General features: G+C 35.7%; 15 protein-coding genes. 2 read left to right on the plus strand and 13 right to left on the minus strand.

The features are described 5' to 3' along the window. Positions 1–59: 59 nt before the first annotated feature. Together DFR57_RS04650 and DFR57_RS04655 are read right to left on the minus strand one after the other, a co-directional pair. Positions 60–893, minus strand: a complete 834-nt coding sequence (locus DFR57_RS04650; RefSeq protein WP_114351990.1) for a carbohydrate ABC transporter permease — start codon at positions 891–893, stop codon at positions 60–62. 20 nt (positions 894–913) lie between these two features. Then, on the minus strand, positions 914–1,879 hold the full coding sequence (locus DFR57_RS04655; RefSeq protein WP_114351991.1) for a carbohydrate ABC transporter permease: 966 nt from the start codon (positions 1,877–1,879) through the stop codon (positions 914–916). 169 nt (positions 1,880–2,048) lie between these two features. On the opposite strand from DFR57_RS04655, the gene DFR57_RS04660 reads away from it, so the two are divergent. After that, positions 2,049–2,693 carry a YesL family protein gene (locus tag DFR57_RS04660; RefSeq protein ID WP_114351992.1) on the plus strand — a complete coding sequence of 215 codons (645 nt, stop codon included), beginning with the start codon at positions 2,049–2,051 and terminating at the stop codon, positions 2,691–2,693. 87 nt (positions 2,694–2,780) lie between these two features. Here the strand turns inward: DFR57_RS04660 and larB are convergent, their stop codons facing one another. The 11 genes from larB to DFR57_RS04715 all read right to left on the minus strand — a co-directional run bounded on the left by larB (position 2,781) and on the right by DFR57_RS04715 (position 14,467). Continuing rightward, positions 2,781–3,527, minus strand: a complete 747-nt coding sequence (larB, locus tag DFR57_RS04665; protein WP_114351993.1) for a nickel pincer cofactor biosynthesis protein LarB — start codon at positions 3,525–3,527, stop codon at positions 2,781–2,783. A gap of 152 nt (positions 3,528–3,679) precedes the next feature. Next, on the minus strand, positions 3,680–5,143 hold the full coding sequence (locus tag DFR57_RS04670; protein WP_114351994.1) for a gluconokinase: 1,464 nt from the start codon (positions 5,141–5,143) through the stop codon (positions 3,680–3,682). 79 nt (positions 5,144–5,222) lie between these two features. Then, positions 5,223–6,023, minus strand: coding sequence for an ATP-dependent sacrificial sulfur transferase LarE (gene larE / locus DFR57_RS04675; RefSeq protein ID WP_114351995.1), 801 nt, complete (start codon positions 6,021–6,023; stop codon positions 5,223–5,225). A gap of 35 nt (positions 6,024–6,058) precedes the next feature. After that, positions 6,059–6,829: an SDR family oxidoreductase gene (locus DFR57_RS04680; protein ID WP_114351996.1), complete on the minus strand. Its 771-nt coding sequence runs from the start codon at positions 6,827–6,829 to the stop codon at positions 6,059–6,061. A gap of 18 nt (positions 6,830–6,847) precedes the next feature. Continuing rightward, positions 6,848–8,116 carry a nickel pincer cofactor-dependent isomerase, group 22 gene (locus DFR57_RS04685; RefSeq protein WP_114351997.1) on the minus strand — a complete coding sequence of 423 codons (1,269 nt, stop codon included), beginning with the start codon at positions 8,114–8,116 and terminating at the stop codon, positions 6,848–6,850. Between the two features lie 179 nt (positions 8,117–8,295). Further along, a complete protein-coding gene (locus DFR57_RS04690) occupies positions 8,296–9,222 on the minus strand; it encodes an AEC family transporter (RefSeq protein WP_114351998.1) in 927 nt (308 codons plus the stop codon). A gap of 149 nt (positions 9,223–9,371) precedes the next feature. After that, positions 9,372–10,445, minus strand: coding sequence for a Gfo/Idh/MocA family protein (locus DFR57_RS04695; RefSeq protein WP_114351999.1), 1,074 nt, complete (start codon positions 10,443–10,445; stop codon positions 9,372–9,374). A 114-nt stretch (positions 10,446–10,559) separates the two neighbouring features. Further along, positions 10,560–11,420: a sugar phosphate isomerase/epimerase family protein gene (locus tag DFR57_RS04700; protein WP_114352000.1), complete on the minus strand. Its 861-nt coding sequence runs from the start codon at positions 11,418–11,420 to the stop codon at positions 10,560–10,562. Further along, on the minus strand, positions 11,417–12,427 hold the full coding sequence (locus DFR57_RS04705; RefSeq protein WP_114352001.1) for a Gfo/Idh/MocA family protein: 1,011 nt from the start codon (positions 12,425–12,427) through the stop codon (positions 11,417–11,419). The genes DFR57_RS04700 and DFR57_RS04705 overlap by 4 nt, the downstream gene beginning before the upstream one ends. A gap of 38 nt (positions 12,428–12,465) precedes the next feature. Further along, entirely contained in the window at positions 12,466–13,608 is a 1,143-nt protein-coding gene (locus DFR57_RS04710) for a Gfo/Idh/MocA family protein (RefSeq protein WP_114352002.1), read from the minus strand. 13 nt (positions 13,609–13,621) lie between these two features. Then, positions 13,622–14,467, minus strand: coding sequence for a helix-turn-helix transcriptional regulator (locus DFR57_RS04715; protein ID WP_114352003.1), 846 nt, complete (start codon positions 14,465–14,467; stop codon positions 13,622–13,624). A 253-nt stretch (positions 14,468–14,720) separates the two neighbouring features. Between DFR57_RS04715 and DFR57_RS04720 the strand changes: the two genes are divergently transcribed. Then, positions 14,721–15,887, plus strand: a complete 1,167-nt coding sequence (locus DFR57_RS04720; RefSeq protein WP_114352004.1) for an ROK family transcriptional regulator — start codon at positions 14,721–14,723, stop codon at positions 15,885–15,887. Positions 15,888–16,181 lie beyond the last annotated feature (294 nt).

The following is a 16,181-nucleotide window of genomic DNA, read 5'->3' on the forward strand; positions in this document are numbered from 1 at the left end:
TTATATAATTTCATTTTATATCGCACACCACTTTTAACAAAGTAATGGTACAACCATTTTTAACCCTTTACACCACCAAGTTGAATACCTTCAATAACATGCTTTTGACCAATAATAAAGATGATTAGTAATGGTACAATTGCTGACACAGAAGCTGCCATCATAAGCGAATACACACTTCCATGTTCATCAGCAAAGCTTTGAACACCTAATTGAATGGTATAAAGAGCTTCAGATCTTAAGAAAATCAATGGATATTGGAAGTCATTCCAAGTCCAGATAAAACGTAATATTGCATAAGTTGCAATCGCTGGTCTAACCAGCGGTAAAGCGATATTGAAAAAGATTCTAAAATGTCCTGCTCCATCCATCCGCGCGGATTCTATAATTTCATTACTAATTCCTAGATAAAACTGTCTGAGCATGAATGTTCCAAACACACTAAAACTATTAAGTAAAACTAGACCAGCATGTGTATCATATAGACCCACCCAACGATAAAGTAAGAATTGCGTAACGAGTAATGTTTGCGGTGGAATCATATAAGTAGCAAGTACAATGATAAATAGTACGTCTCTACCTTTAAAATTAATCTTTGCAAACCCATAAGCTGCCAAACATGATACAAAAACGGATGTAAATGTTGTTAATACCGTAACCTTAATCGAATTCCAATAAAGTAAGGAAAATGGCATACTGCCTGTCCATACTTCTTTATAATTAGCTACTGCATTCCATGTATCTGGGATCCATTGAATTGGGAAGGTTAAAACTTCTTCTTCTATCTTCAATGATGCTGAAATCATCCAGATGAATGGCATTAAAAACAGAATTCCAAATATCGCCATAACCACTGTCATTATTATTTTTCTAAAATCAATACCTGCTGTCATAAGCTTTACTCCTCCCCCTTTTAATAGTTAACCCATTTCTTCTGTCCAATAAATTGGAAATAGGTTATCACCAGAATAATAATAAACATGACTAATGCAACTGAAGATGCATAACCAGTTTTAAGCTCTAAGAATGCCTGTTGATATAAATAGACAACTGGCGTAATTGTAGAATTTGCTGGTCCGCCGTTTGTTAATACAATGATTAAATCAAATATTTTAAAGCTAGAAATAATTCCTGTTATTAACAATAAGAAAGTTGTTGGTGAAACAAGGGGTATTGTAATTTTTGTAAATTGATACCAAGCACTTGCACCATCAATTTGCGCTGCTTCATATAATTCTATTGGAATGTTTTGAAGACCCGCAAGATAAATAATTAGGTTAAAACCAATACTAGTCCAAATCATTATTAACATTACTGATGGTAGTGCATAAGAAATATCTGAAATCCAACCTGGTGGATTATTAATTCCTAAATTCATCAGTAATTGGTTGATTGGTCCATCAGAGGGGTGAAATAAAACTCTGAAAACAACCGCCACTGCTACAACACTTGATATGAATGGCATAAAAAAGATAACTTTAAAGAAGTCTTTAAGATAAATATACTTATTAATAATTACCGCAATCGATAAGGAAACAAATAATGTTATTGGTATTGCGAGTAAAATAATAAAGTTATTCTTTAATGATTTTAGAAATGTATCATTAGAGAATAGTGCCTGAAAATTTTCTAGACCTACAAAACTCGCATTTTTGAAACCGGCTACAAAATTCCAATCGGTAAAGCTTAATGCTAATGATGCGATAATTGGAAAGAGAACCAAAGCGGATGTTCCTAAAAACATCGGTGCGATAAATAGATATCCAGATAAGTTTTCCTGCCAACCACTAAAGGGATCTCCATTTCGTTTCTTTTTCTTCTTAACTTTGGCCTGGTTTGCCTGCGCAAGTTTAGAACGCGCCTTCACTTCACCTTCCATGTCCTCACCTCAAATCTTTAATGTAGCTTCATTATAGGGTTTGAATACGCTTTCAACAATGTACTATTTTTACCTGATTGATAAAATTTTTACTACTATCAAAATTAGAGATAAAATCTTTTAGTCGCATGATATAGTAGAAGAAACATAAATGAAGGAGTGATCTTATATGAACCTTGGGACCTTTTCCGGAGGAATTTTTTCATTTTGTAATTGGTTTTACCGATTAGCTTATTTAAATATATTATGGATTGGATTCACAATGCTTGGGGCCATTATTTTTGGATTTTTTCCAGCAAGCGTTGCTTTACTTTCTGTTTTAAGACAGCTTATACAAAAGAAAGAACCTGTCATCTTTTCAACATTTTGGGGGTATTATAAGCAGGAATTTAAAAACAGTAATAAAATAGGATTGATAGTAGGTATCATTGGATGTTTAGTCATCATCAACTTATTTTTTTTACAGCAAAGTCCGATAAATCAGACGCAGTGGTTAGTATATCCAATGATTATGATTAGTTGTATGTACGTACTGTTTATTTGTTATTTGCTTGCGTCTTTTATCACCTTTGAACAGACGATCCCAAAACATATAAAAAATTCGATCCTGATAATGCTTTATAATCCGATGCCAAGTCTCTTTATGATTTTTGGATTTGCAGCTGTTTACTATGGTATAACCTGGATTCCTGGTATTGGATTTTTCTTTAGTGCGAGTGTACTTGGATTAGTAATTCTATCCTCAGCCACCCTTGCTTACCAAAAAATTGAGAAGAAGCAACTACAATTATCGAATCAAGCAACAAACAATTAACTATATTCCCTATATATAAAAAAGAAAGGGTATAACGCTAAACACTTAGCGCTACACCCTTTTCCTATTTTGCCCTAAAAAAGATTATTAAATTTGCTGATTGGCAATACGGTGAATGGTAACCGCATTATACGCCCCACCAAAACCATTATCAATATTTACTACACTAATTCCAGATGCACATGAGTTCAGCATCGTTAATAATGCTGATAACCCTTGAAAATTAGCACCGTAACCAATGCTGGTTGGAACGGCAATAATAGGGTGAGATACTAAGCCCCCTACTACACTTGGTAAAGCACCTTCCATCCCAGCAATAACAACCGAAACCGTTGCTTTTTGAATTTCCTCGATGTTAGCAAGTAAACGATGAATCCCTGCTACCCCAACATCGTAAAACCTTCTTACTTCTACTCCGAATGCTTCTGCAGTTAATGCCGCTTCCTCTGCTACTCGCATATCTGAAGTTCCTGCACAAACTATAGCTATATAACCCTTCATTGGAACGGTTTCCTCTATAGTTTTATAAAATAATAGCTGGGCGATTTCGTGATAGGTGAAGAATGGCAACTCTTTTTTTATGATCTCTGCCTTTTCTTTATCAACTCTTGTAACCAATATGTTTTCATTTTTCGCTAGTATTGCCCGGGAAATATCGAGAATTTGTGACGGCGTTTTTCCTTCTCCAAATATCACTTCAGGAAAACCTTGTCGTTTTTTACGATGATGATCCACTTTAGCAAAGCCCAGGTTTTCAAAAGTGGCAAGTTCTCTTTCTGCTTCCTCTGCAGACATAAGTCCATTTTCTACTTTTTTCAATATATCTTCTAACATACGCTCACAACCTGACTACAATTCATTTTTTTAGAAGCACTCACATCTTCTCTTTTTATAGCGAATGGATTAACTTTTCTTATACTTAATACGTTAAGTTTTCATTGCGAAGATTAGTCTTCTTCGTGATAAATTAATATTTTCCTAACGTATTAAAAATACTTTCCGATATCATTTTGAAATTTTTGATACCTTTCAAATTTTTCTTGGTACTTTTTATGATTATCCATGTTGGGTTTAATAACTTGATCCACAATAATACTTTCTTTTATCGCTTCAAAGGATGGAGCTTTTTGAATGCCTACTAATGCAGTCCAACCTGCACCCCATGCTGCACCGTGATGTGTATCTGCTAATTGTATTTCTTTTCCGAACATATCCGCTAATATTTGGATCCATAGAGGAGATTTTGATAAACCGCCGTTTACCGAAATTGTTTTAGGGGCTCCAGCTATTTCTTCTAAGGATTGTCCAATTTGATATAAATTGAAAACAATTCCTTCGAGTACAGCGCGAACAAAATGTGGACGTTTATGCGTTATATTTAATCCATAGAAACTCCCTTTAGCATCTTGATTCCACACAGGTGCTCTTTCTCCATTTATGTAAGGAATAAAAAGAATACCATCCGCCCCGACACCTACTTCTTCTGCTCCTTTAAGAAAATCATCGTGAGAGCCTTGAAATTCCATGACGTCTTTTAACCACTGTAAGGCAATCCCCCCATTATTGGTTGGACCTCCAATAATCGACTTGTCCTCAGTGAATGCATAACTAAAGGTGGCTTGATTAGGATTAACGTGTTGACCTGTAATCATTTGTCTAATGGCGCCACTTGTACCTGCAGTGATCGCTACCTCACCAGGTTCTATTGCTCCATTTCCTAAATTGGCTAACTGACCATCAGCCGCTCCAATTACAAGTGGGCAGTTTTCTGGCCATCCTAGTGCTTTGGTTACTTCCAAATCTAATCCTTCTACCGCCGTTGTTGGTGGAACAATCGCTGAGAGTTGATCTCTTTTCACACCTGCTAAAAGCATTGCATCTGTATCCCAATCTAAATTTTTCACATTTAATAGTCCAGTAGCTGAGGCCATCGAATAATCAATTAACCGTTTTTGTGACCATTTATAAAGAAGATATTCTTTCATAGACATGAAATAGCTAGCTTTATAATATGCATCATATCTATTTTCCTTCATCCACATTAATTTCAAAAGTGGTGTCATCGGATGGATTGGTGTGCCTGTTTTTGTATAGATATCTTTTCCACCATATGCAGAAAGTTTTCGTGCAATTTCTGTGCTTCTACCGTCCGACCAAATAGACATATTTGATAACGCTTGACCATTTTCATCTACACAAATTAGTGAATGCATCGCACAGGAAATTCCTACAGCTAAGACATTTTCATTTTGCATCGTTGAAAATACTGCTTTTAGCACTTTTTGAGACTTATCGGTAATGTCTTCTGGGTTTTGTTCCACATGTCCTTCTTCAGGATACAGCGTTTCGATCATTTCCTCAGCTTCATCAACTACTTTTCCCTGCATATCAAAAGCGACTGCTTTTACGCTTGTTGTTCCAATGTCTAAACCAATAACAATTTCTCTCACAGGTCATCCTCCTACTTATGCATAATGGAAAAGCCTTGGATTGCTCCAAAGCTTCTCTTCTTTTTCCTATACTTTTCTTTTAAGATAAAGCTTTATTCATACTTCCACTCTTGTATCCTACTAAATCCATTGTAACAAACTTATAACCATATTCTTGTAGCTTTTCAGTTACACGAGCATGATTAGAAAGTAATTTTTCCATATCGTTTGGTTCTACTTCGATACGTGCAATATTATCATGCGTCCGAACACGCACTTGTCTTAAACCAATCATTTTTAAAAAGGCTTCCGATTTCTCTACCTTAGTTAATTTAGCTTTCGTAATCGTTTCACCATAAGCAATTCGTGAAGATAGACAAGCAAAAGATGGTTTATCCCATGTAGGAAGCCCCTCTTGTTTGGAAAGCTGTCTAATTTCTTCTTTAAATAAATCTGCCTCTTGGAGTGGACCACGAACGCCTTGTTCTTTTGCAGCCCGCATACCAGGCCGATGTTCACTTAAATCATCTGCGATTACACCATAAACAATATTATGAAAGTTTCTTTCCTTCATAATCGGTACTAAGTGATCAAATAAACTATTTTTACAGAAATAGCAACGATTTTTATCATTCTCTGTATAACCCGGAATCGCTAATTCTGATGTTTCTATTATCTGATGATTTGCTCCTATATGCATTGCTAGCCTTTTTGCTTCTTCCAGCTCACTTGTCGGATAAGTTTCTGAATCAGCGGTAATAGCAAGCACATTTTCTACACCTAACGTATCAACCGCAACTTTCAGTAAATAGGTACTATCTACCCCACCTGAAAACGCAACGATAACTTGCTTCATTTCTTGGAGAATAGACTGTAAAGCTTCATACTTCTGTTCTAACATGTTGCTATCTCCCTTCTTCAAACGCTTTATGTCTATTATATCGTCATACTACCAAAACCGCCATCAACTCTTACGAATGTTCCCGTGACAAATCCTGAAGCTTTATCAGAAGCTAAGTAAATAGCAGCTCCTTGCAATTCCTCCGGCTCTCCGAATCGGTTCATTGGTGTATGGTTCATAATTGAATTCACACGATCTTCACTTAATATTTTGCGATTTTGCTCGGCAGGGAAAAAGCCTGGAATAATTCCGTTCACTCGAATGCCATTAGGAGCAAATTCTTTCGCTAAAAATTGTGTCACATTATTTATCGCTGCTTTTGAAGCAGAGTAAGTAAATACTTTTGATAACGGAGAAGTTGAAGACACAGATGAAATGTTAATAATACTACCCTTACGATCGTTCTCAATCATTCTACGCGCAAAAATTTGTGTCGCAAAAACAATCCCACGAAGATTCACATCCATTATTTGGTCCCATTCTTCAGGTTTTAAATCCAAAAATGGTGTTGTACTATTCATACCCGGTGCGTTCAAGAGAATGTCAACTCCCCCAGCCCAAGCTTCAATTTCACCTGCTACTTTTTCAACCGTATCTAAATCACTAACATCTGCTTGGAAAGCCTTGGCTTCTCCACCAGCTGCTACAATTTCCTTTGCTACCTCTTCTGCTGTTTCTAGCTTCCTACCTACAATAGCAACCTTAGCTCCATGTTCTGCAAATCCTTTTGATATCGAGCTTCCTAAGGTACTGTTTCCACCTAAAGCTACTGCTACTTTCCCTGTTAAATCGAATAATTTACTCATATAAAAACCTCCACTAATTTATTGTATGTTACCTTCTTTGTCAAAAGTCATGTCAAACAAATCTGAAATTTGCTCTGTTTTATTGTGTTGTTTTACTTCTTCAATTAGATTTTCAGAAACTTGAATTTCACCAATTTCCAATGTATTTTTAATTCTTACTAATTTCACTTTGGTAAAATCTAATATATTACAAGTTTTGATGGCTGCTTTGACTGCTAATTCATCATCAGGCATGGCAGTTGAGATATGTGTAGGACCAACTACTGTAGAAGTTAAGCCATTTGCATAGGTTGCTTCACGATTCATTTTGTCCACTAACTTTTGTGTCGTAAAGTCAGCGGTTCCTACTCCGTTTGCATTTCCTTCTGTTTGATGGGTTAGGTCAAGCACTACCATTTTGGTCACTTCAGGTCCACCATAAGCATATGGTGTTGGATAACGACCAGTTATGTTAGGATCCATCCCATCCCCACTAATGTTCTTTCCGATTTCATCAATGATAAGCACATCAATTTTATCGAAATAAAGCTGTGGCAAGGAGTTTTTTGCTGTTTCCTGCAGAATTACTTCTTCTTCGTATATTTCATCAGGTAATAATACTTCGATTTGCTTTACCTTATCAAACGCATTTTCAACAGTAGCTACAGCAAATAAAATCGGCATTTTATCCATAATGATGTTAGCCATTGCTGGAACATGTTCTGCCATATGTTTAAATCCTAATTGGTGACAAGCCTCTGCCCCTTTTTGTTTACCTAACCCGATGCTGATCATCTTCATAATGCCACTTTCAACCGGACCTCTGAAGGCTGTATGAGGCTTGACGCGATTAATAACAACGATTCCATCTGCCTCTGAGGCGATTTTATCGATATAAATTGGCAGACCATTTTCTAATTCATCAATTTTAATTACTTCCATGGACGACCTAATTTCTGCACCTACTGCTTCTTCAGTTACACCTAAGTGCTCAAGAACTGCTTTTTGACCAGGACCAGTTGCACCACCATGGCTTCCCATACAGGGTACGATAAAAGGTTGGGCACCTAGCTTTTTTAAATAATCAATTGTTTCCTTTGTGGTCTCAACTAACCGATCTAACCCTCTGCTTCCTACAGCAACTGCTATTTCCATATCTTTTTCGACTATTTTTTCCAGGTCTTTTTCCTGTAGTTTTTCTCGTAAAGCTTTACCTAAATCGTCGATTTTTTGATCGTCAAATACCTGTTTTACCTTTGTCATTTTAGGAATTGGAATATCCTCAACAAGCTCCCTTAAAATACTCAAAGCCTTCACCCTTTCTTTTTTCAATATATTCATAACGTTTTTATATAAAAAAGAACGTATAGCTAATTAAATTGTGCTCTATAAGAGCGTGCAATTTCTACAATATTATCATGTAATCCCTTACAGAAATTAGTATAACATCAATTTGTTTATCGGACAAATTAATTAAATACACCTTATTATCCAAACAAAGTTCTTGCTACAAAAATTACTAATGTCACGGTAACAGAAGAAATAAGTGTTGAAATTAACACCGTTTGAGCTGCTAAGTCTTGATGATTATTGTATTCTTGTGCAATGACTGCGCTATTAACCGATGTAGGCATTGCTGAAGCAATTAAAAAGGCTTGGGCAATTAGTCCATCAATTTTAAATAAATAGATAATAATAAGCGCTGCAATTGGTCCACCAATGAGTCTTAAAAAAACACTGATATATACAGAAGGTAATATCACCTTCACTTTCATGTTTTGAACCTGTGCTCCTAACGTGATAAGGGCAATTCCAATCATAGCGTCTGCTATATAGTTAGCCGGCACCCAGATAAACTCTGGAATATTAATTTCCAGTCCATTTAAAACAATACCAGCAATCATGGCATACAAAACCGGCATTTTAAAATAGCCTAATGCTGCTTTTAGCTTTCCTTCAGCAGCAGCCCGTAACGAAAATATACCATAAGAAAACAAAAATATATTTTGGAGCATTAATACAATAACTTGAATGGACATCGCAAAAGGATCGCCTCTAAAAACAAGATCATTAACAGGTACACCATAATTTCCAGAATTAAAGAACATAATACTATTTGAAAAAGTTGTTTCTTCTCCATTTTTCATTCCCAATAGCTTACGAACGACAACAGAAATTATAAATAAAATAACTACAAGCAAAATAAAAAATAATAATACATATAAAAATAATGAATAGGAAAAAGTTGCTTCATAAAGCTTAACAAAAATAAAGCCCGGTACTAGAAAATAGATATTTAACTTTGCAAGTGTTGATAAATCCAGTTTAAATGTTAATTGTAAATAGTAGCCAATGGCCATTAAAATAAAAATCGGTAAAATAATATCTGTTAGAATAAAGAAAAGATCAGCCATTACAACGTTTCCTCTCCGCATAAAGCCAATAATAACAACGTTGTTATTTTAATTTTATCATGCTTTTGATTAAGTTGAAAGTTAAACTTTTAAGATGTGTTAATATTTTTTTGATAGAAAAGGTTGCCATATCTCAGGCAACCTTTTCTTTATTTTACTTTTCTAGCTTGATCTTGAGCAATTAGACATAACTCTGCAGCTTTAAATGCATGTTCTTGCGTCATTGCCTTTTCTGTACGGTTGATACAATCTAATATTAATTCACCAAAGAATGGAAATCCAACTTCACCACTTAAACTATAGTGCTTCTCTCCTTCTTTATTAACAAGGTATAAATGATCTCCAGATTCTTCTCTAGCTATATCCACATATTTTCGGATTTCGATTGTTCCTTCGGTGCCCACAATAAACGTTCGACCGTCTCCCCACGTGCTTAGACCATCCGGAGTGAACCAGTCCACACGGAAAAATTGTGTGGCGCCATTATCTCCAACTAAGGTTGCATCTCCGTAATCTTCTAACTCAGGCGTGCTTGGATTGCCATAATTACCTACTTTACTCTGTAGGATTTCTGCATCCTTACAGCCCGCATAAAATAAAAATTGCTCAATTTGATGGCTACCGATATCACATAGAATTCCACCATATTTGTCCTTTTCAAAAAACCAGTCAGGGCGACTTGGTGCATTTAATCGATGAGGACCAAACCCTGTAACTTGAATAACATTGCCAATAGCCCCTTCTTTAATTAAATCACCAGCGAAAACAGCACTTTCTACATGAAGTCTTTCGCTAAAGTAAACCATATATTTTTGACCTGTTTCCTGCACTACTTTTTTAGTTTCTTCTAGCTGAGCTAATGTCGTAAATGGTGTTTTATCCGTGAAGTAGTCCTTGCCTGATCGAAGTACTTTGTTACCTAATTCGCTTCTTTCACTTGGAACAGCCGCAGCTGCAATAAGTTTAACCTCCGCATCTTCTAATACCTGATCTAAGGAATCTGCTTTTTTCGCGTCTGGAAATTTTTCTAAAAAGCCCTCTACTTTAGCTGGATCCGGATCATATACCCATTTCAGTGTTGCGCCTGCTTCTACTAGACCGTTACACTGACCAAAAATATGACCATGATCTAAGGCAACCGCAGCAAATACAAATTCATTCGGGCTTACTACACGATTTGGTTTTCCTTTTGGTGCATAATTCATTCCATCTGCTTTTCCCATTATTGTCACACTCCTTAATACAAATTAAAGAACCTAACTATATCCTATCAATTATAATCACCCTACTGCTAGAAATACTACATTGCAGTAGGATAAATTCATATTAGCTTACTTTTAAAACCAATCTGCATAACCCATTTTTCTTAAGTTTTCAGCAGAATCTCTTAAACAATCAAAAGGATCACGACCATAGGTATCGTCTTGTTCAATTAGAAAGTGCTCAGCACCCGCTTCAAGTCCTGCTTCCATAATTGCCGGCATATTAAGATTTCCTTCTCCAACTTCAGCAAATTCTATTAAGTTAGTGAATTTAGAGAAAAAGTTTGACATATCCTTCAAGTCTTCATCTGTAATATCCAAATCACCGATTCGATAATCCTTTAGGTGAATAAGTGACACACGATTTTTGTATTCCTTTATAAAAGATACTGGATCTACACCAGCACGATGAATCCAGTGAACATCTAACTCAAAGCCTAAAACAGAAGTATTTTCTTTCATCATATCTAACAAGAATTTTCCATCGTAACGTTGAAATTCGATGTGGTGTGTGTGGTAATAAAGCGAAATTCCTTCATCTTTTAAGCGTTTCGCCATCTCTTCAGCTCGATCGATAAAAGCGATAATTTTATCCTTATCTCCCATTATTGTAAATGGCAGCATACCAATTCGAATATAATTACAGTTTAAAGCCTTACAATCTGCTACTATTTTCTCGTAATTGTCTCTTAATGTCTCTTGCTCAGACCCTGGGGTCATTGGTTCTAGGGGAGCAGATGTAGCGGTTATCGCAATGTTAAAATCATCGCTCGCTCTTTTTATCTCGCTTACATTTTCCGCTGTCATTGGAATTTGAGATACTTCTACAGAATGAAAGCCTAAATCATGCAATTGTTTCAAAGTTTCATATGCACCTAATTCTTCTACTTTCTTTTTTAACATCATCATTTGAACGCCGATTTTTCCTTTTTTCATTGATAAGCCTCCATTTGAATTTCTTTTTTTATTTCAGAAGAATGTCTGATCGCACCAATCATTTCTAACGAGGTCTGTGCTTCATGTGCATGCACATAGTCCTCTGTGTCTTTTATAATTGCTTGATAAAATTGTTTGATAAGCTTTGCATGACTGGCTCCATAATAAAACTTAGAACCAGGGAGCTTCTGATCTTCAATTAAACGAACCTTCTTATCTGTGTTACTTGAAATAGTCAAAATGCTGTCTTTTATAGTTAATTTTGCTTTATCGAGTAGTACTTGAAATTCAATTGATGAGTTGGAAGCATAGGTTACTGTAGCAAAGAACAATCCAGTCGCACCATTTTCAAATTGAATATGAGCTGTTGCTGTATCTTCTACCTCATACCCATAGTCGACTAAGGTATCTATTGATCCGCGAATCGACTTCACATGCCCACCCACTAATTGCATTAAATCTAAAGTATGAATGGACTGATTAATCATCACACCGCCACCAGCGTATTTCATTGAGCCACGCCACGGTTTAGCGTCGTAATATTCCTTTGGACGAAACCAAGTTACTAACCCTTTTACACCTTTTACCTTGCCATATTTTTCACTAGCAACAATTTCAAGTAACTTTTCAACTGTTTCATTAAAACGGTTCTGTAAACAAACACATATTTTTGATTGTGGGAATTCCTTTTCCACTTCCACAATGGATATGCCTTCTTCAGGTATTCTAGCAAGAGGCTTTTCTAAAAAGACATGCACATTATTTTTGACGCAATACTCTGTCACTTCACGATGCAAATAGTGTGGTAAACATATATGCACACAATCCAAGCTTTCCTGTGCGATCATTTCTTTATAATCCATATAAAAGTTTGCATGCTTTGCTTTTTTGCCTAAAGACTTTTCAACATCACAGACTGCTACTAATGTTGCCTCGTTATTATTTTCAATAGCGTCAATATGAATCGTTGAAATATCACCTAACCCTATTATCGCGACTTTGAGCATCTGCTTAACACCTCCTACTGACTTTTAAATTACAAGGATTATTTTTCTTGTGCTCTTAATTTATTTAACTCTTCTAAATACAAATCTTCGTCTAATGGTAGATCCACTTCTTTTCCTAACCAACTCGATAAATGCATCGCATTCGCAAGTGTTACACCATTAATGCCATCACTACCCGGTGCAATAAGCTCTGTACCATCTATAATATTCGCTGCGAAATTCTCTAATACACTAGCGTGTTGACCGCCCCAAACACTCTCAAACTCTAGTACTTCTTCTTCATAAATAGCTCCAGGCCCTTTTCCTTTAAATAAATTCATTGTTTCTTGCCAAGACAAGGAATTACTCATTTCATTTTCTGCTTTATGAAGACGCTTGATCGTTACTTTTTTACTGTCATCGACAACTATTTTCCCTTTATCTCCTAATATCTCAAAGCGGTCTGTCCCCATCACGTCATGCGTACATGTAATGAAAACACCTGTTGCGCCATTGCCATAGTCAAATACTGTAGTTACATCATCTTCTACAGGAATATCTCGTTGATAACCATACTGTGCTTTTGTATAAACCTTTTTAGGCATACCACAGATCCATTGCATTAGATCAATTTGGTGTGGTGCTTGGTTAACGAGAACTCCACCACCTTCACCGTCCCAAGTTGCACGCCATGAACCTTGGTCATAATAAGCTTGTGGTCTCCACCATGTTGTGATAATCCAATTTGTCCGTCTAATTGCGCCAATTTCTCCATTATCAATAATTTCTTTTACTTTTCGATACAATTCATTTGTGCGTTGGTTAAACATAATCGCATAAGTAAGTTCTGGTTTTGTCTTTGCATACTCATTTATTTCTTGCACTTGCTTCGTATAGACACCTGCAGGTTTTTCAAGTAGTGCATGAATATCTTTTGATAGGGCTTCGATTCCCATTTCAGGATGTAAGTAGTGCGGGACACAGGTAATAATTGCATCAACTTTTCCACTTTCAAGCATTGTTTTATAATCATCGTAAAACGGAACATTTGGATAGTTTTCTTCGGAAACTTTTTTCTTTTCTGTGTCTGTGTCACAAATAGCACCAAGCTCCATATTTGGAATTCTTCCCTCTTTAATAAAGTTGGCATATGTTGAACCCTGCTGACCTAACCCAATAATACCCAATCTTACTTTTTCCATTTTATCCATCTCCTTATTGATATATTTTCAGGCGTTCACGTCGGTATTCCCGAGGCGTAACCCCAATTTTCGACTTAAAATATCGACTAAAATGAGATATGCTTTCAAAGCCTGATTGATAAGCGATATCTTTTAAAGCTTTGTCTGGCTCTGCTTCAAGCAGGTACTGAACCTGCTGCAGCCGACACGCCATCACATACTCCATGACCGTGTATCCAGACATTTCCTTAAAGACATGTGACACATAAGATTTGCTTAAATTTAAATCAGCTGCAATCTTTTCAAGGGTTAGTTTTTCCAAAAAATACTGTTGAATATATGCTGAGATATTTTCTGCGTACATTGTTTTCTCATTTTTTTCAGAAAGCTGTTTGGTCGAATCAGCTAAACCGATACGATTAACAATAATTAAAATTTCAACAAGGAGAACCTTTAATTCTGTCTCCCTCTCAGCATCAGTTCGTTTCTCATCCTTACTAATTTCCTGCATACGCTTGATCACGTGTGCGATTTGCTTGCTAATACTTGAATCAGTCGGTCTGATCAAACAATGATGCAATCTTTCAAAAGCTTCTAATAAATGAACAGCATTTAACGCTTCTAATAAAGGCATGATTGTTTGAGGATTAAAGTGAATATGACTTCTAACGTAATCACTATGAGCAGGCACATTCGGTTTATGAAGAGCTAGTCCATCCATCAAAAGAATATCTCCTGGTACTAAATCATAAATTTGATTATGAATTAAATAACGACAGGTTCCTTCATGAAACAGAAATATCTCATATTCTTGATGAGAATGAAGTGGAATATCCACATTCCTTCCTTTTAATTCATAGCTTGCTAAAAGATGATCCATATTCTTCACCAATCCTTCTATACCATATTATTAAATAATTTCAGATAAGTCATTAGATGATAATGCTTTCATTTTATCAAAAATTGACTGAAAATGCTTTTTGATTTAGCACGTTGAGAATATTTCTGTATTTATTGATAATTTCAAAGAGAAACTACTTACATCTAATAGCCATTCTGCTATAATAAAGTTATCTTTATTTGTTGACCAAACAAATATGATAACGATTACATGAAATCTAGGAGGATATTGTATGGTCATTGGTGATGGACAATATATAAAACACCTTAATCGAAGTTTAATTTTAAATAAAATTATCGAAAGCGGGAAGATTTCCAGAGCAGATCTTTCGAAAATAACAGGATTGAACAAAGCGACAATATCTGTTCAAGTGGCAAATTTATTAGATGAAGAATTAATAGTAGAGACTAGAGAAGAGCATACTGCAATTGGTAGACGTCCAATTATGCTTTCGATCAACAAAGCAGCTGCCTATTTTCTTGGAATAGATTTAGACTATCATACCATTACTTATTTCATTTCAGATCTGCAGGGAAATATCGTATCTGAAGAAATTGTTGAAAATAACAAAAAAGACTATCAATCAGTCATCTTATCTTTAACCAATAAGATGAAAAGCTATGAGAAAATATACCAAATAGCTAGATATGGTCTTGCGAAGATTACGATTGGAGTCCATGGTACAGTTAACCGTGATCAATCGATCCAATTTATTCCGAAGTTTAAATGGTATAATGTCGATATAAAATCCGATATTGAATCAGAAATCTCTACCGATTTAAGTATTGAAAATAATGCAAATTTATCAGCATATGCTGAAAATGTATTTCATTATCACGAAAGTAATAATTTGTTAAATATTCTCTTATCTTCAGGCATAGGGGCTGGAATTATTCTAGATGGTGATCTTCATAAAGGTTATGATGGCCATGCGGGAGAAATGGGACACATGATTATTTATCCAAATGACAAGCCCTGCACCTGTGGAAACCACGGTTGCTGGGAATTATATTCCTCGGAACCAGTACTAACTGAAGCAATAGAAGAAATAAAAGGCTCATCATTTACCACTGAAGATGTGGAATCCTTACTAAGAAGTAAAGATGAAGAAATTAAAGATGCTGCAGAGCATTGGATTGAAAACATTGCTATTGGTGTTAACAATATCGTTAATTTATATAACCCTGAAACAATTGTGATTAACAGTAAATTATTATCCGCTTATCCTGGAGCAATTGCGCATATCAAAACACAATTAAAATCTTCTATTACACAATATCACGATATTGTTCTATCTACACTTGGTAAAAGATCGAGTGCAGTAGGTGCTTGTGCAATGGGAATCCAAACATTTTTAGAAGTACCGCAATTACAAATTAATTTAATAAAAGAAGCTTAGTGAAAATCGGGCAGATCGACAATGTAAGATAACATATAGAGGGAAAGCACACATCTTAAGGGAGTGTGCTCTTTTTTTGAAGAGCAGTCTCGATTCATTCTTGGAGGAAAATTGTTATTTGTTCTCGACTTTCGTGATTTGTTCTCGACTTTCACGATTTGTTCTCGACTTTCGTGATTTGTTCTCGACTTTCATGATTTGTTCTCGACTTTCGTGATTTGTTCTCGACTTTCATGGTTTGTTCTCGACTTTCATGATTTGTTCTCGACTTTCACGATTTGTTCTCGACTTTCA

Source organism: Saliterribacillus persicus (assembly GCF_003337485.1).
Lineage (GTDB): Bacteria > Bacillota > Bacilli > Bacillales > Amphibacillaceae > Saliterribacillus > Saliterribacillus persicus.